Origin of the sequence: Pyxidicoccus fallax, from assembly GCF_012933655.1 — a bacterium.
Taxonomy (GTDB): domain Bacteria; phylum Myxococcota; class Myxococcia; order Myxococcales; family Myxococcaceae; genus Myxococcus; species Myxococcus fallax.
This window is the reverse complement of the sequence record NZ_JABBJJ010000196.1, coordinates 1-24,062: the sequence shown is the minus strand read 5'-3', so window position 1 is coordinate 24,062 and position 24,062 is coordinate 1. Positions and strand designations below refer to the sequence as shown.

At 70.4% G+C, this 24,062-nt stretch carries 23 protein-coding genes and 1 pseudogene; 12 read left to right on the top strand and 12 right to left on the bottom strand.

Annotated elements, in window-relative coordinates; genetic code table 11:
* From HG543_RS32945 to HG543_RS32935, 3 genes and pseudogenes are all read left to right on the top strand, one after another.
* Positions 1 to 696 (top strand): annotated as a pseudogene (locus HG543_RS32945) (molecular chaperone DnaJ); the annotation flags it as partial.
* A 24-nt stretch (positions 697 to 720) separates the two neighbouring features.
* Entirely contained in the window at positions 721 to 2,562 is a 1,842-nt protein-coding gene (gene dnaK / locus HG543_RS32940; RefSeq protein WP_169348889.1) for a molecular chaperone DnaK, read from the top strand.
* On the top strand, positions 2,563 to 3,429 hold the full coding sequence (locus HG543_RS32935; protein ID WP_169348888.1) for a tetratricopeptide repeat protein: 867 nt from the start codon (positions 2,563 to 2,565) through the stop codon (positions 3,427 to 3,429).
* 4 nt (positions 3,430 to 3,433) lie between these two features.
* Here the strand turns inward: HG543_RS32935 and HG543_RS32930 are convergent, their stop codons facing one another.
* From HG543_RS32930 to HG543_RS32910, 5 genes are read right to left on the bottom strand one after another with little or no spacing between them, the layout of a single operon-like run.
* Positions 3,434 to 3,913 (bottom strand): FAS1-like dehydratase domain-containing protein, encoded by a 480-nt coding sequence (locus tag HG543_RS32930; RefSeq protein WP_169348887.1) that lies wholly within the window; start codon positions 3,911 to 3,913, stop codon positions 3,434 to 3,436.
* A 7-nt stretch (positions 3,914 to 3,920) separates the two neighbouring features.
* Positions 3,921 to 4,316: a MaoC family dehydratase gene (locus HG543_RS32925; protein ID WP_169348886.1), complete on the bottom strand. Its 396-nt coding sequence runs from the start codon at positions 4,314 to 4,316 to the stop codon at positions 3,921 to 3,923.
* Positions 4,317 to 4,355: 39 nt separating this feature from the next.
* Complete coding sequence (locus tag HG543_RS32920) at positions 4,356 to 5,519, bottom strand: SDR family oxidoreductase (protein ID WP_171818189.1); 1,164 nt, start codon at positions 5,517 to 5,519, stop codon at positions 4,356 to 4,358.
* A gap of 23 nt (positions 5,520 to 5,542) precedes the next feature.
* A complete protein-coding gene (coaE, locus tag HG543_RS32915; RefSeq protein ID WP_169348884.1) occupies positions 5,543 to 6,139 on the bottom strand; it encodes a dephospho-CoA kinase in 597 nt (198 codons plus the stop codon).
* Between the two features lie 16 nt (positions 6,140 to 6,155).
* Positions 6,156 to 6,623: a hypothetical protein gene (locus tag HG543_RS32910; protein ID WP_169348883.1), complete on the bottom strand. Its 468-nt coding sequence runs from the start codon at positions 6,621 to 6,623 to the stop codon at positions 6,156 to 6,158.
* A gap of 131 nt (positions 6,624 to 6,754) precedes the next feature.
* Between HG543_RS32910 and HG543_RS32905 the strand changes: the two genes are divergently transcribed.
* From HG543_RS32905 to exoK, 5 genes are all read left to right on the top strand, one after another.
* Complete coding sequence (locus HG543_RS32905) at positions 6,755 to 7,270, top strand: cytochrome c3 family protein (RefSeq protein ID WP_169348882.1); 516 nt, start codon at positions 6,755 to 6,757, stop codon at positions 7,268 to 7,270.
* A gap of 9 nt (positions 7,271 to 7,279) precedes the next feature.
* The gene (yihA, locus tag HG543_RS32900) at positions 7,280 to 7,900 is read left to right on the top strand and encodes a ribosome biogenesis GTP-binding protein YihA/YsxC (protein WP_169348881.1); all 621 of its coding nucleotides are present in this window, start codon (positions 7,280 to 7,282) and stop codon (positions 7,898 to 7,900) included.
* 75 nt (positions 7,901 to 7,975) lie between these two features.
* Positions 7,976 to 9,646 carry a DUF6178 family protein gene (locus HG543_RS32895; RefSeq protein ID WP_171818188.1) on the top strand — a complete coding sequence of 557 codons (1,671 nt, stop codon included), beginning with the start codon at positions 7,976 to 7,978 and terminating at the stop codon, positions 9,644 to 9,646.
* Between the two features lie 179 nt (positions 9,647 to 9,825).
* Positions 9,826 to 11,115, top strand: coding sequence for a spore coat polysaccharide polymerase ExoJ (exoJ, locus tag HG543_RS32890; RefSeq protein WP_169348879.1), 1,290 nt, complete (start codon positions 9,826 to 9,828; stop codon positions 11,113 to 11,115).
* A complete protein-coding gene (gene exoK, locus HG543_RS32885; protein ID WP_169348878.1) occupies positions 11,105 to 12,259 on the top strand; it encodes a spore coat polysaccharide biosynthesis glycosyltransferase ExoK in 1,155 nt (384 codons plus the stop codon). The genes exoJ and exoK overlap by 11 nt, the downstream gene beginning before the upstream one ends.
* A 463-nt stretch (positions 12,260 to 12,722) precedes the next feature.
* Here exoK and HG543_RS32880 read toward each other — a convergent pair whose 3' ends face one another.
* From HG543_RS32880 to HG543_RS32865, 4 genes are read right to left on the bottom strand one after another with little or no spacing between them, the layout of a single operon-like run.
* The gene (locus HG543_RS32880) at positions 12,723 to 13,844 is read right to left on the bottom strand and encodes a quinone-dependent dihydroorotate dehydrogenase (RefSeq protein ID WP_169348877.1); all 1,122 of its coding nucleotides are present in this window, start codon (positions 13,842 to 13,844) and stop codon (positions 12,723 to 12,725) included.
* Between the two features lie 12 nt (positions 13,845 to 13,856).
* Positions 13,857 to 14,852 (bottom strand): amidohydrolase family protein, encoded by a 996-nt coding sequence (locus tag HG543_RS32875; RefSeq protein WP_169348876.1) that lies wholly within the window; start codon positions 14,850 to 14,852, stop codon positions 13,857 to 13,859.
* 37 nt (positions 14,853 to 14,889) lie between these two features.
* The gene (locus HG543_RS32870) at positions 14,890 to 15,624 is read right to left on the bottom strand and encodes a Smr/MutS family protein (protein WP_169348875.1); all 735 of its coding nucleotides are present in this window, start codon (positions 15,622 to 15,624) and stop codon (positions 14,890 to 14,892) included.
* 47 nt (positions 15,625 to 15,671) lie between these two features.
* Positions 15,672 to 16,499: a TerB family tellurite resistance protein gene (locus tag HG543_RS32865; RefSeq protein WP_169348874.1), complete on the bottom strand. Its 828-nt coding sequence runs from the start codon at positions 16,497 to 16,499 to the stop codon at positions 15,672 to 15,674.
* Positions 16,500 to 16,554: 55 nt separating this feature from the next.
* Between HG543_RS32865 and folD the strand changes: the two genes are divergently transcribed.
* From folD to HG543_RS32845, 4 genes are all read left to right on the top strand, one after another.
* Entirely contained in the window at positions 16,555 to 17,403 is an 849-nt protein-coding gene (gene folD, locus HG543_RS32860) for a bifunctional methylenetetrahydrofolate dehydrogenase/methenyltetrahydrofolate cyclohydrolase FolD (protein ID WP_169348890.1), read from the top strand.
* Positions 17,404 to 17,540: 137 nt separating this feature from the next.
* Positions 17,541 to 18,428: a DUF6973 domain-containing protein gene (locus tag HG543_RS32855; RefSeq protein WP_169348873.1), complete on the top strand. Its 888-nt coding sequence runs from the start codon at positions 17,541 to 17,543 to the stop codon at positions 18,426 to 18,428.
* 112 nt (positions 18,429 to 18,540) lie between these two features.
* Entirely contained in the window at positions 18,541 to 18,834 is a 294-nt protein-coding gene (locus HG543_RS32850) for a hypothetical protein (protein ID WP_169348872.1), read from the top strand.
* 54 nt (positions 18,835 to 18,888) lie between these two features.
* On the top strand, positions 18,889 to 19,833 hold the full coding sequence (locus HG543_RS32845; RefSeq protein ID WP_169348871.1) for an ADP-ribosylglycohydrolase family protein: 945 nt from the start codon (positions 18,889 to 18,891) through the stop codon (positions 19,831 to 19,833).
* A 19-nt stretch (positions 19,834 to 19,852) separates the two neighbouring features.
* Here HG543_RS32845 and HG543_RS32840 read toward each other — a convergent pair whose 3' ends face one another.
* The 3 genes from HG543_RS32840 to HG543_RS32830 form a co-directional block, all read right to left on the bottom strand.
* Positions 19,853 to 20,920, bottom strand: a complete 1,068-nt coding sequence (locus HG543_RS32840; protein WP_169348870.1) for a hypothetical protein — start codon at positions 20,918 to 20,920, stop codon at positions 19,853 to 19,855.
* Positions 20,921 to 21,458: 538 nt separating this feature from the next.
* Positions 21,459 to 22,529: a hypothetical protein gene (locus HG543_RS32835; protein ID WP_169348869.1), complete on the bottom strand. Its 1,071-nt coding sequence runs from the start codon at positions 22,527 to 22,529 to the stop codon at positions 21,459 to 21,461.
* A 31-nt stretch (positions 22,530 to 22,560) separates the two neighbouring features.
* The coding region (locus HG543_RS32830) for a cytochrome c family protein (protein WP_211194317.1) at positions 22,561 to 24,062 on the bottom strand (1,502 nt) is incomplete at its 5' end.

The following is a 24,062-nucleotide window of genomic DNA, read 5'->3' as shown; positions in this document are numbered from 1 at the left end:
GTGGCCGCGCCGCCCCGGCCCATGGGGCCCCCGCCGCGCCGGCCCTTCGGTCCTCCACTGCCGCCGCGGCCTTCGAGCGCGCCGCCCGCGCCCCCTCCACCGGTGAACGACGCGGAGTCCGAGGCCCGCCGCGCCGAGCGGCAGGCCCGCCTCGCGCGGCACCCGTACCTGGCGCGCACCGGGAAGCTGACGGAGCTGATTGCCCGGGGCAAGGCGGCCATCGCCCGGGGCGAGTGGGAGCGGGCGTACCAGGACTTCCACCAGGTGCAGACCCTGGACCCGAAGAACCGCGAGGTGGCGGTGCTGCTCGTGGAGGCGCGCCGCAAGCACGACGAGCAGCGGGCCCTCAAGGAGCTGGAGCGCGGCCGCGAGCTGGAGAAGCACGGAGACGCCAGCGGCGCCCACGCGGCGTACCGGCTGGCCGCCTCCCTGGACGAGCGCAGCGGCGAAGCGGCGTACCGGGCGGCGCGCCTGGGCTACCAGCTCGCGCAGGAGGTGGGAGAGGTCCGCGCCCTGGCGCAGCGCGCCGCGGACCTGCAACCCCAGCGCGTGGAGCACCATGTGCTGCTCGGAAAGGTGCTCATGGACGCCGGATCGAAGAAGCTCGCCAAGCGGGCTTTCGAGGAGGCGGCGAAGTTGGATCCGGAAAACGCCGAGGCGAAGGCGGCGCTCAAGAAGCTGCGCTGGACGTTCTAGGCTCTAGGATGCGCACGGTTCCCCATGGCTGAGTCCGAACCTCTCATTGGAATCGACCTGGGGACGACGAACAGCATCGTCGCCACCGTCCAGGACGGCCAGCCCGTCGTCATCAAGAACCGCACCGGCGTGGCGCTCACGCCGTCGGTGGTGGCGGTGTCGAAGAACGCCAAGCGGCTGGTGGGCAGCATCGCCAAGCGCCAGGCCATCACCAACCCGCAGGAGACGGTGTACGCCGCCAAGCGGCTCATCGGCCGGAAGTTCTCGTCCCACGAGGTGCAGGACGCGCTGCGCTCGCTGCCCTACGCGGTGGTGGCGGGGCAGCATGATGACTTGCGCATCCGCATGGGCGGCAGGGACCTGTCCGTCCCCGAAATCAGCGCCATGATTCTGCAGGAGCTGAAGGCGGACGCGGAGGCGCACTTCGGCAGGCCCGTCACCAAGGCGGTCGTCACCGTGCCGGCGTACTTCAACGACGCCCAGCGGCAGGCCACCAAGGACGCGGGGCGCATCGCCGGGCTGGAGGTGCTGCGCATCATCAACGAGCCCACGGCGGCGGCGCTGGCCTACGGCTTCGGGCGCACGGTGAACGGGCGCGTGGCGGTGCTGGATTTGGGCGGCGGCACGTTCGACGTGTCGGTGCTGGAAATCAGCCAGGGCGTCTTCGACGTGGTGGCCACCGGCGGCGACACGTACCTGGGCGGTGAGGACTGGGACAACCGCATCATCGAGTGGCTGGTGTTCGGCTTCGCCAAGGAGCACGGGCTCGACTTGCGCAAGGACCGCATGGCGCTGCAGCGGCTCAAGGACGCCGCGGAGAAGGCCAAGGTGGAGCTGTCCAGCGTGCGCGAGTCGCACGTCAACCTGCCCTTCATCTGCACGCCTCCCGGCGGCGGCGCGGCGCTGCACCTGCAGGCCACGCTCACCCGCGACAAGCTGGAGGACCTGACGTCGGACCTGGCCGAGCGCGTGGTGGGCATCACCACCGAGGTGCTGGGCGAGGCGGGCGTGCGTCCCTCGGAGCTGAAGGAGGTCATCCTCGTCGGCGGCATGACGCGCATGCCGAAGATTGTCGAGGCCGTGCGCGGCTACTTCCGCCGGGAGCCCTGCAAGGGCGTGCACCCGGAGGAGGTGGTGGCGCTGGGCGCCGCCATCCAGGCCCACGCGCTGGCGGGGCAGGACAGTGAATTGCTGCTGCTGGACGTCACGCCACAGAGCCTGGGCGTGGCGATTGCCGGCGGCTACGTGCGCCGCGTCATCCCGAAGAACACCACGGTGCCCACGTCCGCCACGGAGGTCTTCGCCACGTCGAAGGACTTCCAGCGCACGGTGAAGATCATGGTGCTCCAGGGCGAGCACGAGATGGCGCAGGCGAACGAGCTGCTCGGCGAGTTCGCCCTCACCGGCCTGCGCGAGGCGCCGCGCGGGCAGGTGGAAATCGAAGTGACGTTCGACATCAACGCCGAGGGCATCGTCTCCGTGTCCGCGAAGGACCGGGGGACGGGGCTGCGCCAGTCCATCACCGTCACCGCGTCCAGCGGCCTGACGGAGGAAGAGCTCAAGCGCATCATCGAAGAGCAGCGCGAGTACCTCCTGGCCGCGCGCCTGTCCGAGGAGCTGAAGACAAAGCGCGTGGAGCTGGACTCGCTGGCGCGTGACGTGGTGGACGCGCTCACGCGGGCGCGGCTGTTGCCGGGAGGCGGCGGGCTGGCGGCGGACGCGATGCCCCGGGCCGAGCAGGCGCTGGAGCACGCGCGGCGGGTGCGCGACGCGGAGGACGTGGCGGCGCTCACCCGGGCCTGCGAGCTGTTGTCGGGCTGTCTCACCCAACTCCGAGGCTCCGCCCAGAGCGGGGCGAGGCGATAGATGAGCTCCGAGCGCGCCAACCAGCTCGTCGAGGCGGGACTGTGGCTGCGGATGAGCGGCGACCACGTGGGCGCGCAGCGCCTGTTCGAGCGCGCGCTGGAGCTGGACCCCGGCAACGCGCGGGCCCGCCAGTACCTGGAGGGCGGCGCGGCCTCGGGTGGGAACGGCGCGCCCTTCGTGGTGCCGCCTCCCGCGCAGGTGCTCGGGCGGATGACGCCGGTGGCTCCCGCGCTGGAGGGAGACTGGGGCGCATGGGCGGAAGGGAAGGGCGGACTGGAGGAGGCCGACTCCCGGAAGACGCCCGCGCCGGTGTACCTGCCGGTGGAGGGTGGCAACAACGGCCGGGTGGACGCGCTGGCGCTGCTCGCGCGGGAAGAGGACGCGCCGGAGCCGGAGGTGTTCAGCTTCCCCGAGGGAGATACGCAGGAGTTCGGCGTCCCGTCGTCCGGCGGTGACACGCAGGAGTACGGCGTGCCCACGGGGGACAGCGAGCTGGACCTGCTGTTGCGCGGGGCCGAGGACCTGCTGGAGCTGGATGACCACTCGGGGGCGGTGGACCTGCTGTTCAAGGCGCAGGAGCTGGCTCCCGGGGACGCGCGCGTGGAAGCGCTGCGGCAGCGCAGCGAGCAGATGCTGATGGCGATGCTGGAGTCCAAGCTGGGCGACCTGGGGCGGATACCCCGGGTGCGCCTGCAGCCGGACGACATCATCTGGCTGAACCTGGACCACCGGGCCGGCTTCGTGCTGGCGCAGATCGACGGCGCGGTGACCTACGAGGACCTCTTCGCCCTGTCGGGGATGACGCGGCTGGATACCGCGCGCATCCTCGCGCAGCTCCTGGACGAGGGCGTCATCACGGTGGGCTGAAGCCTCAGCCCCGGATGACCGCCGTCCACGTGCCCTTCACCACCGTCTTGCCGTGCTGGTTGCGCGACTCGCTGGAGACGACGAGGAAGGACATGCGGGCCTTGTCGAAGATGTTCTCGATGCGGCCCGTCGTCGTCATCACGTCGCCGGGGCGCATGACGTCGAGGAACTCCAGCTCCTGCTCACCGTGCACGAGCATCAGCATGTTCACCGCCAGCTCCGGGTCCGCGATGGCGGCGCTGAAAGGGCGCACGGCGAAGACGACGGCGAAGCTGGGGAAGGCGATGAGGTCTCCGTACGGGCCGGCCTTCGCCGCCTGCGCGTCGTAGAGCAGGGGGCTGACGTGCGGGGGCGGCTCGCCCGGAGTGCCAGCGCCAGGGCGCGCGCCGCCCACCGCGAGCGCGAACTCGCGCAGCTTCTCCGCGCCAACGGTGTACGAGTAGGGGCCGTACTCACGGCCGATGAAGCGCTTGTCGAGGGCCATGGTGTCCCTATCCGATGGAGGCTTCGACGACGGCGCCCTTGAGGACGTCCTCGCCGCGCTGGTTGGTGGCGGACACTTCCGCCGTGAGCACCCCGTCCTGCACGGAGGTGACCTTGCCCTCGAAGGTGATGGTGTCCTCGGGCCGCACGGGCTTCGAGAAGCGCACCCTCACGCGCCGGATGCGGCCGGGGTCGCCCACGAAGACGGCGACCGCCTCCACGGCCCAGCCCAGGGTGCACAGCCCCTGGAGGATGACGCCCCCGAGGCCAGCCGTCTTGCCGACCTCCGGGTCGATGTGGATGGGGTTGAAGTCCCCGGAAGCACCCGCGTAGTAGATCGGCCGGTACCGGTCGCACTCGCGGACGTGCGTGAAGGTCTCGCCTGGCTGGAAGGTGCGTGACATTCCCAGCGATCTACCACGCACCGCCGGCCAGCGCGCCCGTTACCGGGCGGTGGCGTCGCGCTCCTCACGCTCGTCCGGGGGCGCTCCCTGGTCAAGCGGGTCGTCCACCTCCGAGCCCTCGCGGCGCTTGCGGTACTGCTCGCGCACGTACCCCACGAGCTGGTCCAGGTAGGCGGAGAGGGGAGGGCACCGCACGCCCGTGCCGTCCAGCAGCTCCAGCGTGTTGTGGCAGTTGTAGATGGCCAGGTGATTCACGTAGCTGATGGCCGCGCGCTGGGGCCGGGCCAGCTTCTCCAGCACGGGCAGCCGCAGCATGACGTCCGCGGCGCGCGCGGAGAGGTTGAAGCGCGGCAGCTTCTTGTTGGCCTTCTCCGCGATGAGCTCGTACACGCGGCGGGCGCTCATGGGGTTGGGGTCCACCAGGTGGAAGGTGCGCCCCGCGGCGCGCGCGTCCTTCGACAGGTGCCACACCGCCTCCACCACGTAGTCCACCGGCACCACGTTGAGCGGCGCCACGCCGTTGCCCGGCAGGGGCAGCGGCACCACCAGCGGCGACGTCACCAGCAGGATGCCCAGGTAGTAGGGGCCCTCGAACTTGTCGATTTCCCCCGTGCGCGAGTCGCCCACCACGCTGGAGGGCCGGAACACGGTGATGGGCAGGGTGGCCCCGGCGCGCTGCACCAGCCGCTCCGCCTGGAACTTCGTCTCCTCGTAGGAGTTGCGGAAGGCCTGGCCCCGGTCCAGCTCGTCCTCGGCGATGACGCCCACCCGGTCACCGGACACGTAGCAGGTGGAGAAGTGGTTGAAGCGCGCCAGGCGCGAGCAGTCGCGCGCCAGCTCCAGCATGTTGCGGGCGCCGTCCACGTTCACCCGCCACGCCGTCTCCTTGGGCAGGCTCAGCTGGGCCACCGCGGCGAGGTGGAAGATGTCCGTCACCCGCTCGCACAGGCGCTGGTACTCCTCGCCGGACAGGCCCAGGTGCATGTCCACCACGTCGCCGGTGAGCAGCTCCACGGGGGCGCCCTTCACCTTCGCCGCGTGCTTCTGCGCCTCCTTGAGGTGCTTGGGCTGCACCAGCGCGTAGATGTGCCCCTTCGGGTCCTCCCGCGCGATGTGCTCCACCAGCCGCTTGCCGATGAACCCCGGGTAGCCGGTGATGAAGTACGTCCCGGCGCCGCCACCCTTCTTGCGCGTCTCGCTCATACGACGCGCAGCATACCCGCCCGTCAGCCGCGCGCGAGCATGGCGCGCCACACCGACTCCACCTGGGCCCGTGTGGCCGCCAGGTCACCGCTGTTGTCGATGACCCAGGTGGCGTGGGCCCGCTTCTCGTCCAGCGGAAGCTGGGCGGCCAGCCGGGCCTCCGCCCCCGCCGCGTCCAGCCCGTCCCGCGCCATCAGCCGGGCCTTCTGCACGTCCCGGGGCACCCACGCCACCACCACGCCCTCCATCCAGCCGTGCATGCCGCTCTCGATGAGCAGGGGCACGTCGTAGATGACGCGGTCGACGCCCTGGGCCTCCAGCGCCTGGACCTTCTGGGCGAAGGCGTCGCGCACCAGCGGGTGGACGATGGCGTTGAGCGCGGCGCGCTCGTTCGCGTCCGAGAAGACACGGGCCCCCAGCTTCACCCGGTCCAGCCGGCCGTCGGCGCCCACCACGCCGGGGAAGCGCTCGGCCACGGCGGCCAGCCCCGGCGTTCCGGGCTCCACCACCTCGCGGGCGAGCACATCCGCGTCCAGCACATGGGCGCCCAGCTCGCGCAACATCCGCGTCACCGTGCTCTTGCCGGAGGCGATGCCGCCCGTCAGCCCGTAGACGTGCACGAAAGGTCCTCTGTGCCTACTTCGCGGCCTTCTGCGTGGTGAACGTGAACGACTGCACCGTCTTGCCGTCCTCGTTGAGGAAGACGGCCAGCCCCAGCTTGGGGTAGAGGAAGTAGGTGCGGAAGTCGTCCGTCAGCTTGCGCAGGTAGCAGGGGCTGGCGGGCACCGGGCCGGACGGGCAGGCCGGGCCGTAGCTGTTCTCGATGGTCTCCTTGTCGATGACCGGCCCCGGGAAGACGTTGATCTGCTCCACCGTCTGCGAGCCCGGATCCACCCGGAACTGGGCCTGGGTGGTGCCCTTGATGGCCTCCTTGCCCAGGTAGACGAGGACCTCCTTGCCGTCCTGGGGAACGGTGCGCGAGGGCTCGCCGAACTTCTTGACGACTTCCTCCTTCTTGGAGACGCCCGGCTCGACTCCCTGCCACGGCTTGGCGGCGGCGGGGAGCGCGAAGGCGAGCACGGCGAGCATGGTCAGGGTCCGCATGACGACTCCTCCCTAACGGATCGGGCAGGCAGGGCTCAAGAAAACCACGGTCTTTCAACGGTTACCGCTGGCTGGCATTCAATCACGAGACGCCTTGCCCCGTCCGGGGGGGTCTGCTAGTCCGACACGCCATGCGTTCTCCTGGCGTCAGGGTCCTCTCCGTCCTCCTGCTGGCCCTCGGCGGCGCGGCGGCGGCCGCCGACTTCGTCGGTCCGGATAGCTGCAAGGGCTGCCACCCCGAGGCCTACGAGGCGTGGATGCAGTCCAAGCACGCCCGGGCCGAGAACTCGCTCTCCGAGCAGCAGCAGAAGGACGGCCGGTGCCTGTCCTGCCACTCGCCGGACCAGGCCGCCCAGGCCACCGCCAGCGTCACCTGCGAGACGTGCCACGGCGGCGGCCAGTACTACTCCCCCGAGTACGTGATGAAGGACTCGGAGCTGTCCCGGCTGGTGGGGCTGGTGGACCCGTCGGAGAAGCAGTGCCGCACCTGTCACGACGCCTCCTCGCCCTCCCTGCGGCCGTTCGACTTCAAGGAGTCGCTCAAGGCCATCGACCACTGGTCCGCCGAGCGCGCCCGCCGCGCGGCCCGCGCCGAGGGCTCCACCACCTCCACGCAGGCGCCGCCCCCCGCCAGCGCCAAGAAATAGCCTAGCCGCGTGATCAAGATCCTCGACGCCCGCTTCGTCGTCACCGCCGTGGAGCCCAAGGGCTACCCCACGGACCACTCCGCGGAGGTGGCCTTCGTCGGCCGCTCCAACGTGGGCAAGTCCTCCATGATCAACGCGCTCACCAACCGCAAGAAGCTGGTGCGCGTGTCGAACACCCCCGGACGCACCCGCACCCTCAACTTCTTCGACGTGGACCTGGAGCGCAACGGCCAGCGCCACACGGTGCGCCTGTGTGACTTGCCCGGCTACGGCTTCGCCAAGGCCAGCAAGGCGGACAAGGCCCAGTGGGAGGAGATGATCACCACCTACCTGGAGAAGCGGCACCGCCTGGAGGCCGTCGTCAGCATCATCGACGCCGAGGTGGGCCCCACGCCGGACGACCTGTCCACGCTGGACTACCTCCAGGCGCACAACCGCCGCATCCTCGTGGTGGCCACGAAGATCGACCGGCTCAACAAGGCCCGCCGCAAGCCGCGCCTCGTGGAGCTGTCCAAGGCCATGGACCTGCCCCTGGAGGTGATTCTTCCGTTCTCCTCGACGGAGCGGATTGGCGTGGACGAGGTCTGGGGCGCGCTCCTGGGGACGTTCGGGAAGTCCACCCGCGTCTGACGCTCCATCCGGTAGTCGCCGCTCGGGGTGGCGTTGTGCTCCTCCCGGCAGGGGCGCTGTGGTAGGCACGCCGCCGTGTCCGAGAACGGCAAGGGAAATGGCAGGGATGCGCAGCTCGCCCCGCGCGAGCTGCGTCAGCGGTTGATGCGTCTGTCCCCGCGGCAGCGGGCGGACGCCCTGTTGGAGGTCCCCGAGGCGCGGGCGCTGGTGCGCTCGCTGCCCCCGGAGGACCTCTACGTCACCATCCAGGAAATCGGGCTGGCGGACGCGACGGAGCTGGTGCAGCTCGCGTCGCCCGGGCAGTTCCGTGCCTTCGTGGACCTGGGTGGCTGGCAGCGCGACAAGATTGATCCGCACTCGGTGCTCACCTGGCTGCGCGCGGCGCGCGGCGGCATCGAAGACACGGAGGAGTTCCTCCGCAAGCTGCACGCGGTGGACCTGGAGGTGCTGGAGTACCTCCTGCGCGAGTTCACCGTGGTGCACGATTTGGAGGAGAACCCGGACGTCAACCCGCCCGGCGTGACGATGGAGACGCCCGAGGGGCGCTACCTCGTCGAAATCAAGGTCGAGGGCGTGGAGATGGCCGCGGTGCGCTCGCTCCTCAACGACCTCATCGCGGAGAACCCCTTCGAGGCGGTGCGGCTGCTGGAGGCCGTGCGCTGGGAGATTCCCAGCGAGATGGAGGAGACGGCCTACCAGTTCCGCCGCGCGCGGCTGGCCGACCTGGGCTTCCCCTCGCTGGAGGAGGCGGCGTCCCTCTTCAGCCGCGTGGACCTTCCGCCCCGGCCCGCTGGACCGGGGCCGGGCCCCGCGCTCACCGCCACCGGTGGGCACGTGGACTACCTGGAGGCGGCCTTCCGCGGCCTGACGATGCTGGAGCGGGAGAACGCCGAGGACGAGCTGCGGGACGTGGCCAACGCCGCGCTGGTGGCGGACCTGGCGGACCCGGGGGATTTGGACGCCGCGCGCCGGGCGGCGGAGACGGTGCGCGACTACCTGTCGCTGGGGCTGGAGCACCTGACGGGCTCGGACCCGGGGCGCGCCACGGACGTGCTCCAGGAGACGCCGCTGCGGCGCATCTTCCAGGTGGGCTTCACGCTGACGCTCCAGCTCAAGTTCCGCGCGGACCGGCTGGTGCGCGCGCCCGGGGCCATGATGGAGGGCGTGCTGATGGTGCTGCCGGAGGAGGCCGCCGCCATCGAGGCGCTGCGCCGCAAGCGCCCGCGTCGGGCCCTGCGGGTGGAGGGCGCGGAGCCGGTGCCGTTCCGCTCGCTGCGCGAGGTGGCCGCCAGCGAGGCGCTGCTGGACCGCGCGGAGGCGCAGGTGAAGGTGTTCCGCGGTGTGCTGGGCGGCACCGCCGAGTCCACACGCCAGGCGCTGGCCCGCTTCGGCGTGCCGCTGGAGACGCTGGGCCTGGAGCGCCTGCTGGCCGCGGTGGTGGCCATGGCGGTGCTGGAGGGCCGGGCGGACGCGCGGCCGGTGCCGCTGGGGCGCGTGGTGGAGCTGGGCCAGCGCCTCTTCGAGGGCCCCCCGGACGCGCCGCGCCTGCGGGCCACCGCCGCCGAGCGGGCCGTGGCCGGGCTGGAGGGCGCGGTGCCGCCCGAGGCCCGCGACGAGCTGCGCCGCGTGTTGGGGCTGACGCTGGAGCGGCTCCGGGACGAGCTGGGCACCGCGTGGCTCCAGGAGGGCCGGCTGGACGCCATCGCCTCCGCCGTGCTCCCCATGGAGAGCCATCCGGTGCCGTAGGTTTTGCGGCGGCGCCCCCCAGGGCCGTCGTTTTTTCAGTCCGGAGGCCCCCCGCGCCACGGGGGCGTCTCCCAATCCGAGAAGATCCAGGGCTTTGCCCGGAGGGGCGGCTGGCATGTCCTCTGCTACCGGCAGGGCACGCGTGATTGTGCGCGAGGCAACTGCCGGAGGTGGAGGGAATGGTGCCGGGCGAGCAGGGGCAGCGCCGTGACTTGTGGGCCTTCTATGCGCTGACCGCGTTCGCGGCGGTGATGTACGCGGTGCCGGGTGAGTGGATTCCGGCGCTCGAGTCAGCGCGACTGGCGCTGGTGACGTCGGGGCTGGCGGCGGGGTTGATGGTGATGCGCCGGCTGGGCCGCGCGGAGCCGATGTACGTGGATGGCGCGCGAGGCATGGCGCTCATCGGGTTCTCGACGCTGGCGGTGGCGTCCGTCTCCTGGTCGGTGAACCCGGAGGTGACGCAGTACACGGGCATCGAGCTTCTGAAGCTCACCGCCATCTACCTCACCATCGTCAACGTCATCACCACGGCGCGCAGGCTGGCGGTGGTGTGCGGGGCCATGGTGCTGGCCTCGGTGGTGACGTCCATCGGCGTCATCGACTGGTACAACACGGGTGTGGACCTGGTGGAGGGCTTCCGCGCGCGCTGGGTGGGCGTGTACGCGGACCCGAACCACATGGCCATGAACCTGGGGCTGGTGGTGCCGCTGGCGGTGGCCTTCCTGGCGCGCAAGGGCAGCCCGTGGGTGTGGCGGCTGGCGTGCCTCGCCGCGGCGGGGCTGGCGGTGACGGCCATCGTCCTGTCGCACTCGCGCGGTGGCTTCATCGGCCTGTCGGTGGCGATGGGGCTGTGGGCCATCCGCGAGAAGCGCCGCATCCAGGCGGTGGTGCTGGGCACGGTCTTCGTGCTGGGCCTGCTGGTGTTCGCGCCCCAGAGCTTCTGGCAGCGCAACGAGACGGTGACCTCGTTCCACGAGGACGAGTCCGCCATGGGCCGCGTGTACGCGTGGCAGGTGGCCAGCCGCATGAGCCTGGACAAGCCGCTCCTGGGCGTGGGCGCGGGCGGCTTCCGCTACGCGTGGCCCGTGTACGCGCCGCCCGAGGCGCGCCGCGCGTACGTGGCGCACAACATCTTCCTGGACGTGATTGGCGAGCTGGGCTGGGTGGGGCTCGCCTTCTTCCTGGTGTTCGCGGGAGGAGCGGCGGGCGGCGCCTTCGAGGCGTCGAGGGACAAGGAGATGGGCTGGCTGGCACGGGCGCTCTCGGCGTCCATGGTGGGCTACCTCATCTGTGACTTGTTCTCCGGCTACATCCTCTCCGCGCACTGCTACGTGCTCTTCGGCCTGGCGGCGGCGGCGCAGCGGATTGCCCACGCGTCGGCGGTGGCGTCCTCGGTGGGTATCCAGAAGGTCCCGGCTCCGACGGAGCCGGCGGTGGCGACGTGGGAGGGGTCCGGACATGCGGCGTGAGGAGGTGCGGATGGGGCGGGAGCCCCTCCGCCTGGTTCAATTCACCCGGTCGTTCCACATTGGTGGCACGGAGGTGCAGGTGCTGGAGCTGCTGCGGGGCCTGCCCCCCAGCTACCGGCTCCAGGTCTCCGTGCTGGAGGACGCCGGGCCCCTGATGGGCTCGCTCTGGAAGCTGGGCCACGCGCCGGAGGCGTTCCCCCTCAAGGGCTCCGTGGCGCAGCCCAACACGCTGTACCAGGTGTACCGGATGGCGCGCTGGCTGCGCGCGCACCGCGTGGAGTTGGTGCACGTGCACGACTTCTACTCCACGCTCATCGCCGTGCCCGCGGCGAAGCTGGCCGGGGCCAAGGTCATCGTCGGGCGGCTGGACTTGTCCCACTGGCAGGGCCGGGCGCGGCGCGCGGTGCACGCCCAGCTCACGCGCATGGCGGACCACGTCATCGCCAACGCGGAGGCCATCCGCCGCATGCTGGTGGAGGAAGAGGGCCTGCCCGCCACGCGCGTGTCCGTCATCCACAACGGCCTGGACCTGCAGCGCTTCGACGCCCGCGTCCGCGAGGGCCTCAAGGGCCCGCTGCCGGACACGAACGGCGCGCCGGTGGTGGTGCACGTGGCCAACATGAACCACCCCGTGAAGCGGCAGGAGGACCTGCTGCTCGCGCTGGCCATGCTGCGCCACGGCGGCACGCGGCTGCACGCCTACCTCGTGGGTGACGGCCCGCGCCGGCCGGAGCTGGAGAAGCTGGCCGGGGAGCTGGGCGTGGCAGACACCGTCCACTTCCTCCGCCACCGCACGGACGTGCCCGCCATCTACAAGCGCGCCACCTTCGGCGTGCTCTGCTCCAACGCCGAGGGCATGTCCAACGCCGTCATGGAGGGCATGGCCGCGGGCCTGCCCATGGTGGTGACCCGGGTGGGCGGCAATCCCGACCTCATCCGCGACGGCGAGCGCGGCCTCATCGTGAGACCCGAGCAGCCCGCCCAGCTCGCCCAGGCCTTTACCCAGATGCTCTCGAATCCCGAGAAAGCGAGAGCCATGGGGCGGGCCGCGCGGGAGTTCGTGGCTCGGGAGCTGTCGCTGGAGAAGCTGGTCCGCCAGCACGACGCCCTGTACCAGCGGGTGGCCCGGGGCTCCGGCACCTGAGGGCATGTCAGAGGGGCATGCATACTGCCGTCCGGTTGGCGCAATGACCGGACGGTTTCCCCGTAGGAAACGTTGCGACGGACAACCTTCCTGATCGTCCTTTCAATGGGGATGGTATGGCGCGGGGAGATCGAGTAGACGGGAATAGCGTGGTAATCGGGGTGGTTGGGGAAGGCCAGAAGTAGTCGGGAACAAAACCCGGGCGGTGGCCGTCCAAACTTTCGAGGGCGACGGGTGTTGGCACTCCGTCGGGTCGTGAGTATCTCCTGAGCACGACTGAGGGTGGAATTCCGACCCGTCAGGGGACGTTGCAACGAATAGCTTTCGAGGCCCGTCAAGCACTGGGCCCGGGGCGCTCGCCGGTGAAACTCCAAGGCGCCGGCGAGCGCTCATTTTTTTGTCGTACGAAGTGGTGCCCCCGGAGCCGGTGGGCCCCCTGGCCCCCACGAGAGCGGCCGGGGCCCTACAGGTGCTTGGGGGCACCCACCCCAGAGGCTGACGGAGGCACGGGTGCGCGGTGCTCGGCGCCAATGGCGTCCTGGACGCGGGTGTACCCGTCCCGGGCGAGCAGGGCGGCCAGGGCGGGGAGGATGCGTCCCACCATGCCGGGGCCCTCGTAGATGAAGCCCGTGTAGACCTGCACCACGGAGGCGCCGGCGCGCAGCTTCTCGTAGACGTCCTGGGCGGTGAAGACGCCGCCCACGCCGATGAGGGGCAGGGCGCCGCCGCTGCGCAGGTACGCGCGGCGGATGACGGCGTTGGCCGGCTCGCGCACGGGCGCTCCGGACAGGCCGCCGGCCTCCTTCGCCAGCGGGTGCTCGAAGGGGCGGGCGATGGTGGTGTTGGTGGCGATGAGGCCCGCGAGGCCGCACGCGCGCGCCACGTCCACGACTTCGTCCACGGCCTCCGGGGTGAGGTCCGGGGCAATCTTCAGGAACAGCGGCTTGCCCGGGGCCACCGAGGCCAGCCGCTCCTGCACGGCGCGCAGGAGGAGGGTGAGCTGCTCGGGCTCCTGCAGCTTGCGCAGGCCGGGCGTGTTGGGCGACGAGGCGTTGACCACCACGTAGTCGCCCAGCGGCGCAAGCGCGTCCACGCAGGCCACGTAGTCGTCCACCGCCTTCTCCAGCGGCGTGTCCTTGTTCTTGCCGATGTTGACGCCCAGCGGGCCGGGCTTCCACGTGCGCGCGCGCAGCCGCGTGGCGGCCTCCTGGGCGCCGTGGTTGTTGAAGCCCATGCGGTTGATGACGGCGCGGTGCTCCGGGAGGCGGAACAGGCGCGGCGTCGGGTTGCCGGGCTGGGGCCGGGGCGTGAGGGTGCCAATCTCCACCGCGGAGAAGCCGCAGGCGAAGAGGCCGTCCACGGCCTCGGCGTCCTTGTCCAGGCCCGCGGCCAGCGCCACCGGGTGGGCGAAGCGCAGGCCGGCCACCTCCACGGCCATGCCCGGGGTGACGCCCTCGAGCGCGTTCTCCCGCAGGGACTCGCACAAGTCACGCGAGTGCCCCAGCTGGCGGAGCCCGGCGATGCCGAGCCGGTGCGCGCGCTCCGCGTCGAGTCGGAAGAGGAGCGAGCGGGTGAGTCCGTACATGTGCACGTGGCCTTACGCGGGGATGAAGGAGGCCTGGCGGGCCCAGGCGAGCGTCTGGTCCACCTGCTCCGGCGTGAGGATGCCGTTCTGCTCGATGATTTCGATTTCCCGGCGCATGTCCGTTTCGAGCAGGTAGGGGCCGTCGGTGTTGATGGTGAACTTCACCTTGCGGTCCCAGAGGGTGCGGATGATGTGGCGCAGCTCCTCCACGCCCTCCACCGCCTTGGTGTGGAGGTTGGACGTGGGGCACAGCTCCAGGACGATGTCGTTCTCCCGGAGCACCTTCATGGCGTGCTCGTCGTAGGCGGCGCGGATGCCGTGGCCGATGCGGTGCGGCTTGAGCTTCTCCACCACGGACATGACGCCCTCGGCGCCGGTGCCGCGCGTCTCGCCGGTGTGCACGGTGCACTTGAGGCCGGCCTTGCGGGCGCGCGCGAAGAGGTCCTCGTACTCGGCCACGCGCTCCGCCTTGAGCTCCATGGCGTTGGTCTCCGTGCCGGCCAGGTCGATGCCGTACACGCCGCGGCTGCGGTACTTGATGGCCTTGTCCACGATGATGCTGTTGAGCTTGTGGTCGAACTCACGCGCGAGGCAGAAGATGAGGCCCATCTTCACGCCGTACTCCAGCACCGCGCGGTCCATGCCGCGCAGCGCGGCGTGGATGATGTGGTCCAGGTCCAGCTCGGAGTTGAGGTTGCGCTTCATGGGGTTGAAGCGCAGCTCCATCTGCGTCACCCGGCTGCCGCGGTACTCCTTGCCGATGACCTCGTAGACGGAGCGCTCAATCGCGCTGGGCGAGGACTGAATCTTCTCCGTCCAGGTGTGCAGAATCTTCAGGTAGTCGTCGAGGCTCCCGACCTTGCCGGGGCGGGAGGTGATGAGCTCCACGAAGTCGAAGTAGTTCTTGACCGGGAGCTTGAAGCCCTGCTGGTGGGCGATGGACCAGAGGATGTGGGGCGCCACGGCGCCACCCACGTGGATGTGCAGGTCGATCAGATCGCGTGCCATGGCGGCATGTATGCACAGTGCCGGGCGCGCGTAAAGGTTACCGCCGGAGCAGCACGTACACGGCTCCCGCTCCTCCGTCCTGCGGACGTGCGGTGGCGAACGCCAGCACCATGTTCCCGATGCGCTTCTGTGACAGCCACGACTTGAGCCCGTCCTTGAGCACCGGAATCTGATCCTTTGAGTTCAAGCCACGGCCGTGGACGATGAGGACGCACCGCTGCTTCGCGCGACGGCTGTCCGACAGGAAACGCTCCACGGCGTCGCGGGCCTGGGCCTGTGTCATTCCGTGCAGATCCAGCCGGGCCTGGACGGAGAAGTCGCCGCGGCGCAGGGCGCGCAGGAGGTTCCGGTCGATGCCGGGGCTGGCGCCCTCGATGTACTCGTCGCCACCGGAGAAGTCGAAGTCGCCCTGGCCGGCGACGAGCTCGGACAGCTGCGCGAGCGCCTCGGCGTTCTCATCGATGATGGCGGGCAGGCGCGGGTTGGGCGCGGGGGCCTCGCCGCGGTTGGTGATCTGCTGCACCCCGTCCATGGCGGAGTAGAAGAGGGTGGCCTCGTCCGCCTCGCTCATCTGGGCGGCCTTCTTCGCCTTGGACGGCGGAGGCGGGGCGGCCGCCTTGCGCTTCGCGGTGGCGGCAGCCTCGGCGGCGGCGGCCTTCTCCTGGGCTTCCTTCTTCTCCTGGTCCTGGATGGCCTTGATGGCGGACTTGAAGGGGTTGTTGTGGAAGGCTTCTTCCTTCTTCTTCGGGGGGCCGCTGCGCTGCTTGCTCATGGCGGGGAGTATCCTCGTCGTGGGCGTTTCCTGGATGTAACCCGGCGCTACAGTCCTCGCAGGCGCCGTATCTCCTCGTAGGCGTCCCGCACTTCCTGGAAACGACGGGCGGCCTGCTCGGCGGCCTGACGTCCCAGATGGGAGACCTTGTCGGGATGGTACTCGGCGGCGAGCCGGCGGAAGGCCTTCTTCACGTCGGCGTCGGTGGCATCCGGGGTGAGGCCGAGCACGGCGTAGTGGTCATCCGCCTCGCCCAGGTGCTGGACGGCGATGGCCTGCTCGTCCTCCTCGGAGATGCCCAGGCCCCGGGCCGCGCGCCGGAGGGCCTCCCGCTCGGAGCGCTGGAGGTCTCCGTCCACGAGCGCCAGCTCGAACAGGGTGTCGAGCAGCCGGTAGCGCTCGGCGGAGGGGAGCTGCTCTCCGCAGGCGCGCGCGGCGGCGTCCAGGTCGGGCGGGCGGGCGAGGAATTCCTTCAGGTGTCCCCGGACGACCCGGAGGGACTCGGGGCCGTAGCCGAGGACGCTCTCGAAGTAGTTGCGCACCTCGCGCACCTCCTCGCGGCGGACGTCTCCGTCGGCATGGGCCACCTCGATGAAGAGGGCGCAGATGTCGCGAGCGAGCTCCTCGTACGGCTCTTCCCGGCGGGAGGGCTGTGGCGCCTCCGGGTCGCCGGGGTGCTCGTCGAAGGAGCGGGGGAGGGGCGGGCCGAAGTCGGCGAGCACTTCCGGGTCCGTGAAGGCGGCGTGCTGCTCGTCGAAGAAGTGATGACCGGCGAACCCTCCGGCCGCGGCGAGGAGGATGATGGCGAGCGGGTGGCCGATGAGCAGCCCCACCCCCAGCCCGACAATCGCCCCGAGAACTTTTCCGGCGCCCATGTCCGAGGTTTCGCTCCCTTCCTGGCGGGGAGTTTCGCATAGAGTGCGCCGCGTTATGGCCCAGTTGATTGATGGCAAGGCAGTGGCGGCACGGGTGCGGGCGGAGGTGAAGGCGGAGGTCGAGCGGCTCAAGAAGGAGCGCGGCCTCGTCCCGGGGCTCGCCGTGGTGCGCGTGGGCGAGGACCCCGCGTCGAAGGTGTACGTCACCGGAAAGAAGAAGGCCGCCGAGGAGGTGGGCTTCAACTCCTGGGAGCACCACCACGACGCGAGCATCACCCAGGAAGCGCTGCTGGAGGTGGTGCGCAAGCTCAACGATGACCCGGCGGTGCACGGCATCCTGGTGCAGCTGCCGTTGCCGAAGCACATCGACGCGGACGCCATCATCTCCGCGGTGAAGCCGGAGAAGGACGCGGACGGCTTCCATCCGCTCAACGCGGGCAACCTGCTCTTGGGGCGGCCGGCGACGCGGGCGTGCACGCCCTACGGCATCATGCGGCTGCTGGAGGAGATTGGCTGCGACCCCGCCGGCAAGCGCGCGGTGGTGGTGGGCCGCAGCAACATCGTCGGCAAGCCGATGGCGCTGATGCTGCTCCAGAAGAACGCCACGGTGACCATCGCCCACAGCAAGAGTGACGTGCGCCGCGAGGTGCAGGACGCGGACATCGTCGTGGTGGCGGTGGGCGTGGCGGAGCTGGTGAAGGGCGAGTGGATCAAGCCCGGCGCGGTCGTCATCGACGTGGGCATGAACCGCAAGCCGGACGGCAAGCTCGTGGGCGACGTGGAGTTCGCCAAGGCCTCCGAGCGCGCCGGGTACATCACCCCGGTGCCGGGCGGCGTGGGGCCGATGACCATCGCCATGCTCATCCGCAACACGCTGGAAGCGGCCGAGCGCGGCGTGAAGTGAGCTTCACGGGCCCGGGGCCTCGATGGGCGCCCCGGGCTCATGGCCCCACACGGCCTGTGAAACGCGGGACATCCGAAGCAACCCGGACCGGCATCCATCGATAATGGGACAAGGCTCTTTTCCCAACGGGGGATTCCATGTCCATGAACGTCCGCGGCGGTGATTCGGTCACCAAGATCCTTCAGCGCGTGAGCAACGCCGTGAAGGACATCGCGAAGCCGGCTCCGGCGCCGCAGGCCGCGAGCACGGGCCAGTCCGGGCAGGCGCAGACGCGCGTGCCGGGCTGGGACGGCACCAGCTCCTTCCAGGCCGGCCCCGCGCGGGGAGCCAACCCCGCGACGCCGGCGCCCACGGCGTCCCGTCCCGACCTCGGCCAGATTCAGCGCGACTACCAGGTCAAGGACGACGAGACGACGAAGTGGAGCCCGAAGGGCCTGGGCTTCATCCCCATCCCGTTCGCCCCGGAGGCCGAGGTCACCAAGACCGAGGCCAAGATGCTGGACCAGCTCTCGGTGTCCCAGGGCCTCTACGGCCTGAAGAAGCTCAACGACATCAAGGAGAAGGCCTTCGCGGAGGCCGACCGGCTGTACCCCACGCCCGGCAGCGTCCCCGGCAACATCCCGGAGGACCGGCGGGGTGAGTGGGTGGGCAACGACGGCCACCGCGACGCCTTCCGCCACGCGTACTGGAACGCGCTGATGACGCGCGAGTTCGGCGCCGACTGGACGAAGCAGTTCGCCACCGCGCACGAGGCCCTGCCGGGCAACCCCGCCACCCGCGAGGCGATGGACCTCTACAACAACGAGGTCGGCCGGCAGATTGCCATCGACAACCCCAACGCTTCCCCCGAGGAGCTGGCCACGCTGGTGCAGCAGGCGGTGACGGACGGGAAGACGGTGGTGCTGGACTCGAGCGGGCAGCTGCAGTGGAGCGACCGCGTGGCGTACGGCCAGCACGGCCTGACGGATGGCACGCCGGGCAATGGCGGCCAGGACGTGCCGGACGGCAGCGCGAGCGCCCGCTAGCATCGGATAGATGAGCCAGGGCGGGACGGACACGCGTAGGATGGGACGGACGCGACGCGGGCTGTGGCTCGGCGTCGCGTTGGTCCTGCTCGCGGGTCTGGGAGGGTATCTCGTGTCCACGTCACAGAAGAGCGGCTTCGACGCGGAGCAGTGGAAGGCGCAGCGGGGCAGCACCGCGCGCAACAATCCGCGCATCGGCATGGTGGTGGAGTTGAAGGAGAAGCACCTCCGCAACGGCATGAGCCGCGAGGAGGTGCAGAAGCTCCTCGGCGAGCCCGACCAGCGGCGAGGCACCAGCGAGGTGTACGCGCTGGGCACGTCTCCCTTTGGCCCCTCCTACGAGTACTTCATCATCGACTACGACGGCACGGGCCTGGTGACCGGGTTCCGTATCTCCCGGAGCTGAGGCGGCGTAGGCTCACTCCCCGCCCTCGCGAGAGGGCAGGGGAGGAGTCGACGCATGCCGACGCGCGAGGAACGCATCACCGGTGGGCTGTACGGGCTGCTGATTGGCGATGCGCTCGGCGTGCCGTACGAGTTCCACGACCCGGGCGAGATTCCCGCGCCCGAGGCCATCGACTTCCAGCCTCCCGCGGGCTTCGACCGCTCGCATGGCGGTGTTCCGCCGGGCACCTGGTCCGACGACGGCTCCCATGCGCTGTGCCTGCTGGACTCGCTGCTCTACAACGGCCAGTTGGACCTGGAGGACCTCGGGCGCCGGCTGGTGAACTGGCTGGAGTGGGGCTACCTCGCGGTGGACGGCGAGGTGTTCGACGTGGGCATCCAGACGCGCAAGGCCCTGGCGTCCCTCCGCTCCGGAGCGCCCGCGCTGATGGCGGGACCGAAGAGCGAGCGGGACAACGGCAACGGCGCGTTGATGCGCGTGCTGCCGCTGGTGCTCTGGCACCGGGGCGACGACGCGAAGCTGGCCTCGGACGCGATGGCGCAGTCGCGGGTGACGCACGGGCACATGCGCTCGCAGGTGTGCTGCGCGGTGTATTGCCTGTGGGCCCGGCGCGTCCTGGACGGCGCGGCGGACCCGTGGGCGGACGCGCTGGCCACGTTCCGTGTGCTGTACCCGGAGGGCTTCGAGGCACGCACCGAGCTGGACACGAACGTCGCGCGGCCGGACGCGGAGGAGCCGCCGGGGACGGGCTCGGGGTACGTGGTGGACTGTCTGCGCTCGGCACGGCAATGCGTGGCGACGGGCCGCGACTACGAGGGCGTGGTGAAGGCCGCGGTGCGGCTGGGGCGCGACACGGACACCACGGCGGCGGTGGCCGGCGGCATCGCCGGGCTCATGTACGGGGTGCAGGAGATTCCGGAGCGGTGGCGCTCCGCGCTGCGTGGACAGGAATTGCTGAAGCCGCTGCTCGACAAGCTGTTGGCCCACGCGCGGGGCTGAAGCGCTCCCAAGGCGCGGCTCAGCTCCCGCCGCGCAGCCAGCGCTCCAACTGGTCGCGCTTCTTCCCGCGCAGGCTCGTGGTCAGGCTCATCCCGTCGAAGTTCCACCGGATGCGGAACCGCTCGGCCGCGGCGGCGAGCCAGGTGGCGAACGCGGCGGGCTGGCACGTGCCCAGCCCCAGGTCGTCGCGGTTCACCTTCTCGCTGTTGAAGGACGTGCTTTGCGATTGAAGGATGTCCCTCGGTCCGGTGTCGGAAAGGGAGATGGAGAACCACGTCGCCGCGCGGCTGTCGACGGAGATGTGCCCCTGGTACCGGTAGGCGGGCACTCCGTCGGAAACGGCGCACGAGAAGTGGGCCCGGAACCAGAAGGCCTCGGGCTCACCGAAGCCCAATTCCTGCGCGAGGGCGAGCGCGGGTGAGCGGGCCCGCCGCGCGGTGAGCAGCGCCTCCATGCGCGAGAACAGGTCGTCCATCACCGGCGTGGAGCGCGCGTGCGTCCGCAGGTCCTGGAGCCGGTCCAGCTCCCAGTTCTGTTGGGTCACCGCCCGCTCGACGTGGGGGATGAGCGCGTCGAGCGACGCCTCCGACGCGTCCACGGCCAACACGGCGAGCAGGTCCAGCGACACCTGCTCGCACGCCACAGCGGCCGCCTGCAGCGCCTGGAGGACGCGCGGCCTTCCCGCCAGCGCCTGGAACTTCGCCTTCTTCTGCTTCGAGCCCCAGGCGTACGTCGTCTGCAGGTCGAGCAGCACCTGCATCGCCTCGTCCCAGTCGGTGACGAGCACGTCCTCGCCCGCGTCGCGGCGGACGTACTCACGCACGATGAAGGAGTGGGGCCGGCGGTCGGCTTCCAGCCGCTCCATGACGGCGTGGATGACGGGCACGGGCAGTCGCCGGCAGGTCTTCGCGAAGAGCCAGGCCGGGTGGTAGCCCTGCCCGATGAGGCCCACCGCGGCCCCGGCCGCGAGGGCAGGGTCCACGTCCTCTGGCAGGTTCTTGAGGACGTCCACCACGCGCGGTGCCCGGTCGTGGTACGGCGTCCGGAGGGCGGTTTCGACTTCCTGGCGGGTGAGGCGAGCGGGCATGAGCACGTCCTGGCGGGAATCCACGTCCACGCCTGACGCGACTTGTACCCATTCCTCCCGGTGCTTGGAAACGGCCGTCGTGAAGAGCGGCCGGGCCCGACTCAGCGGGTGCCACCGCTCATGCTGCCGCCACCCGTGAGCGAGCTGCCACCCGAGTATGAGTTGCCACCCATGCGGCTGCCTCCGAGGCTGGAGCCATTGCCAGCGCCCCGGTGAGGGTCAGCCCCCGATGCGCTCATGCTTCCGCCCTGCCTGCTCGAGCCGCCCGTGCCGGTGCCGTGTGCCGTGCTCACGCGGGTGCTCGTGCCGCTGCTCCCTTGCGTGCCGCCAGTGTTCGGGGACGCGCCTCGTGAGCAGCCACTCGCCATGAGTGAGACGGACAGCAGTGCCCCCACCCAGAACGCGTCCTTGACGTTCTTCCTCGCCATGACCGCTCCCCCCTGAACGCCTCGCGGGCCCGTGGAAGGGTGGGGCGCACGCTTCGGGGGCGGTATCGTTCTCGGGGGCCGGGACTTGACGCTCGCGTTGACAGCAAGGCCTAGCCGCGCAGCCACCGTGCGAGCAATTCGCGGCCCTTGTTCCCACGCACGCTCGTCTTGATTTGCGCCCCGTCATGGTTCCACTGGACCCGGAACTTCTTCGCGGCCCGCGCAATCCAGGCGGGGAACCCGGCTGGCTCGCACGTCCCCAGCCCGAGGTGGTCTCGGTGGATGAGCTTGTTGTTGAAGTTGAGGTCCACGTTGTGGAGGAGGTTGCCGCGCTCCTTCTCGGCGGCGGCGATGGTGAACCATTGGTCCGAGTCGCTGCTGACGTGCAGCCAGGCCCAGTACCAGTAGGCCTTCGCGCCCGCGCGAGTGGAGGACTCCAGCTCGATGGTGAGTTCGAAGGTGTCGAGCTCCCCGAAGCCCAGCTCCCGGGCGAACTGGAGCGCGGGGGACGCGGCCTGACGCGCATCGAGCTGGGCCTGGATGCGCTGGAAGAAGTCGTCCATCACCGGCGTGGCGCGCGCGTGGGTCCGCAGCTCCTGGAGCCGGTCCAGCGTCTGGTCCCGCCGCTTCACGGCGCGCTCGACATGCGGGATGAGCGCATCGAGCGAGGCCTCCGAGGCATCGGTGACGAGCACGGCCAGCATGTCCATCGACACCTGCTCGCACGCCACGGCCGCGGTCTGGATGGCCTGGAGGGTGCGCGGGTTGCCGGCAAGTCCCCGGAGCTTCGCCTTCCTGCGCGGGGTGGCCCAGCCGTAGGGCGACTCCAGGTCGAGCAACGCCTGCATGGCCGAGGCCCATGCGGTGGAGACCTCGCGCTTCTTCCCGTCGCGTGGGACGTACTCGCGCAGGAAGAACGAATGGGGCCGCCGGTCGGTCTCCAGCAGGTCCAGGAGCGCGCGGATGACGGGCACGGGCAACGTCTTGCACGCCCGCGCGAAGATGCGCATGGGGTGGACGTGGTCCGCGCGGATGAGGCACAGCGCGGCCCGAGCCGCCGGAACGGGGTCCACGTCTTCCGGCAGGGAGGTGATGACGTTCCGCAACCCGGCCTGCGAGCGGCGCTCGGGGGCTTGGAGGACGCTGTCGAGTTGCCTGGACGTGAGGGGCTTCTTCGGCATGACCGCATCATGCCCCAGGGGAACCAGAGGCTCAGTGGAGGATGTTCCGCATCCGTGGCCGCGTATCCACGGGCGTCGCTCTCAGCGAGGGGGTCTTCTTCTTCGTCGCGGGGGAGGGTGGGGCGCTCGCCAGTCCGAAGATGAAGCTGAAGTCGGACGCCCAGCCGGAGCCGCCCGCGATGGAGGCGTTCTCGTGGCAGGCGATGCAGTTGCTCACCTGCTGCGGATTCTTCGAGTCGGGGCCTTTGACCTGGAGATAGGTCTCCATCGTCGTGTTCGCGATGGGGGTGTTGGCGGAAGGCGCCGCCCCGCTGAACGGCAGTGGCTTCTTCACGGGCCGGGTCGGGTCCGGGCTGGGATTCGTGGACCAGAGCGTATTCACCAGCATGTAGCTCCCCCAGACCGAGCCCGGGTAGGCCTGCCCGATTTGCTGCTGCATGACCTGGTTCACGGACTGGGCCGTGGCGTCGATGGGCGTCAGGCGCGTCACCTGGATGGGGAGCGGCTCCGGACAGCCTCCCCCGATGTAGTAGGGCGGTGGCACGTTCGGCGTGCAGCCCACGGTGACCTCGGTGGCGCCGCCATCCGTGGAGCAGTGGGCCGCGAGCTGGACGCGCTTCGGCTGGCACTGCGCGCTGTAGAAGTTCCAGTTCGTCGTCCCCGCGTCCGTGCCTTCGTCAGGCGCGTTGTTCACGTGCTCGAAGGTCGTCCACACGAAGCCGGGCTGGCCCGCCGTCTTGTGGATGATGTGCAGGCCCACCAGGGCCACCGTGGTCACCCGGCACTTCTGGGTCTCCGGGTCCGCGACCACCGCGGGCGCCAGCTTGTAGCTGTTCCACTTCGCGTCTCGCGCATCGGGCGCCTCCATCCAGGCGCTCTTCAATTCGATGGAGCCGACATTCGTGCTGAACGAGCCCGCGGGCAGGAGGAGGGGGCTGCCCGCCCCTCCGTCCACCATCGCCACCTGGTTGTTCGCGTTGTAGAGCCCCGCGTCCACGACGTAGTCGTACTCGGGTTGGCTGACGCGCACGTCGTACCAGACGTTGGTGCCATTCTGGGCGCCCAGCCACGAGGGGCCACTGAACGGGAAGGCCTGGTTCTGGCTGTTCCCACTGAACTGCTCGGTGAACTTCGAGGACTGCATCAGCGGAAGCAGCCGCTTCGCCTGCGCGGCGGTGACGTTCGCCTCGGCCAGACAGTCCGCGGAAATCTCGGGCTGGGTTCCCCAGGGAGGCGGCATCCCGCCGTCGGGTGGGAACAGCAGCGCCGTGCTCATGTACGTCTGCCATTGGACCGGGCTCAGGTCACCCGCCGTGCCGAAGCCGGCGTCGGGGCTGCCTCCGTCCAGGTTCGAGGCCGGCCAGTTGAGCGCGATGAATTGCCTCCAGGCAAAGCAGTTCGCGTCGGTCTGACTGAAGACCTGGCTCATGTCCGGAGGGATGTAGGGGCCGAACGTGAGGTTCTTGCTGCTGCCGCACGAATAGCTCGGGGGCGCGGCCGCCGCCGTCGCGCTGGCGGCCAGGGTGGCGGCTG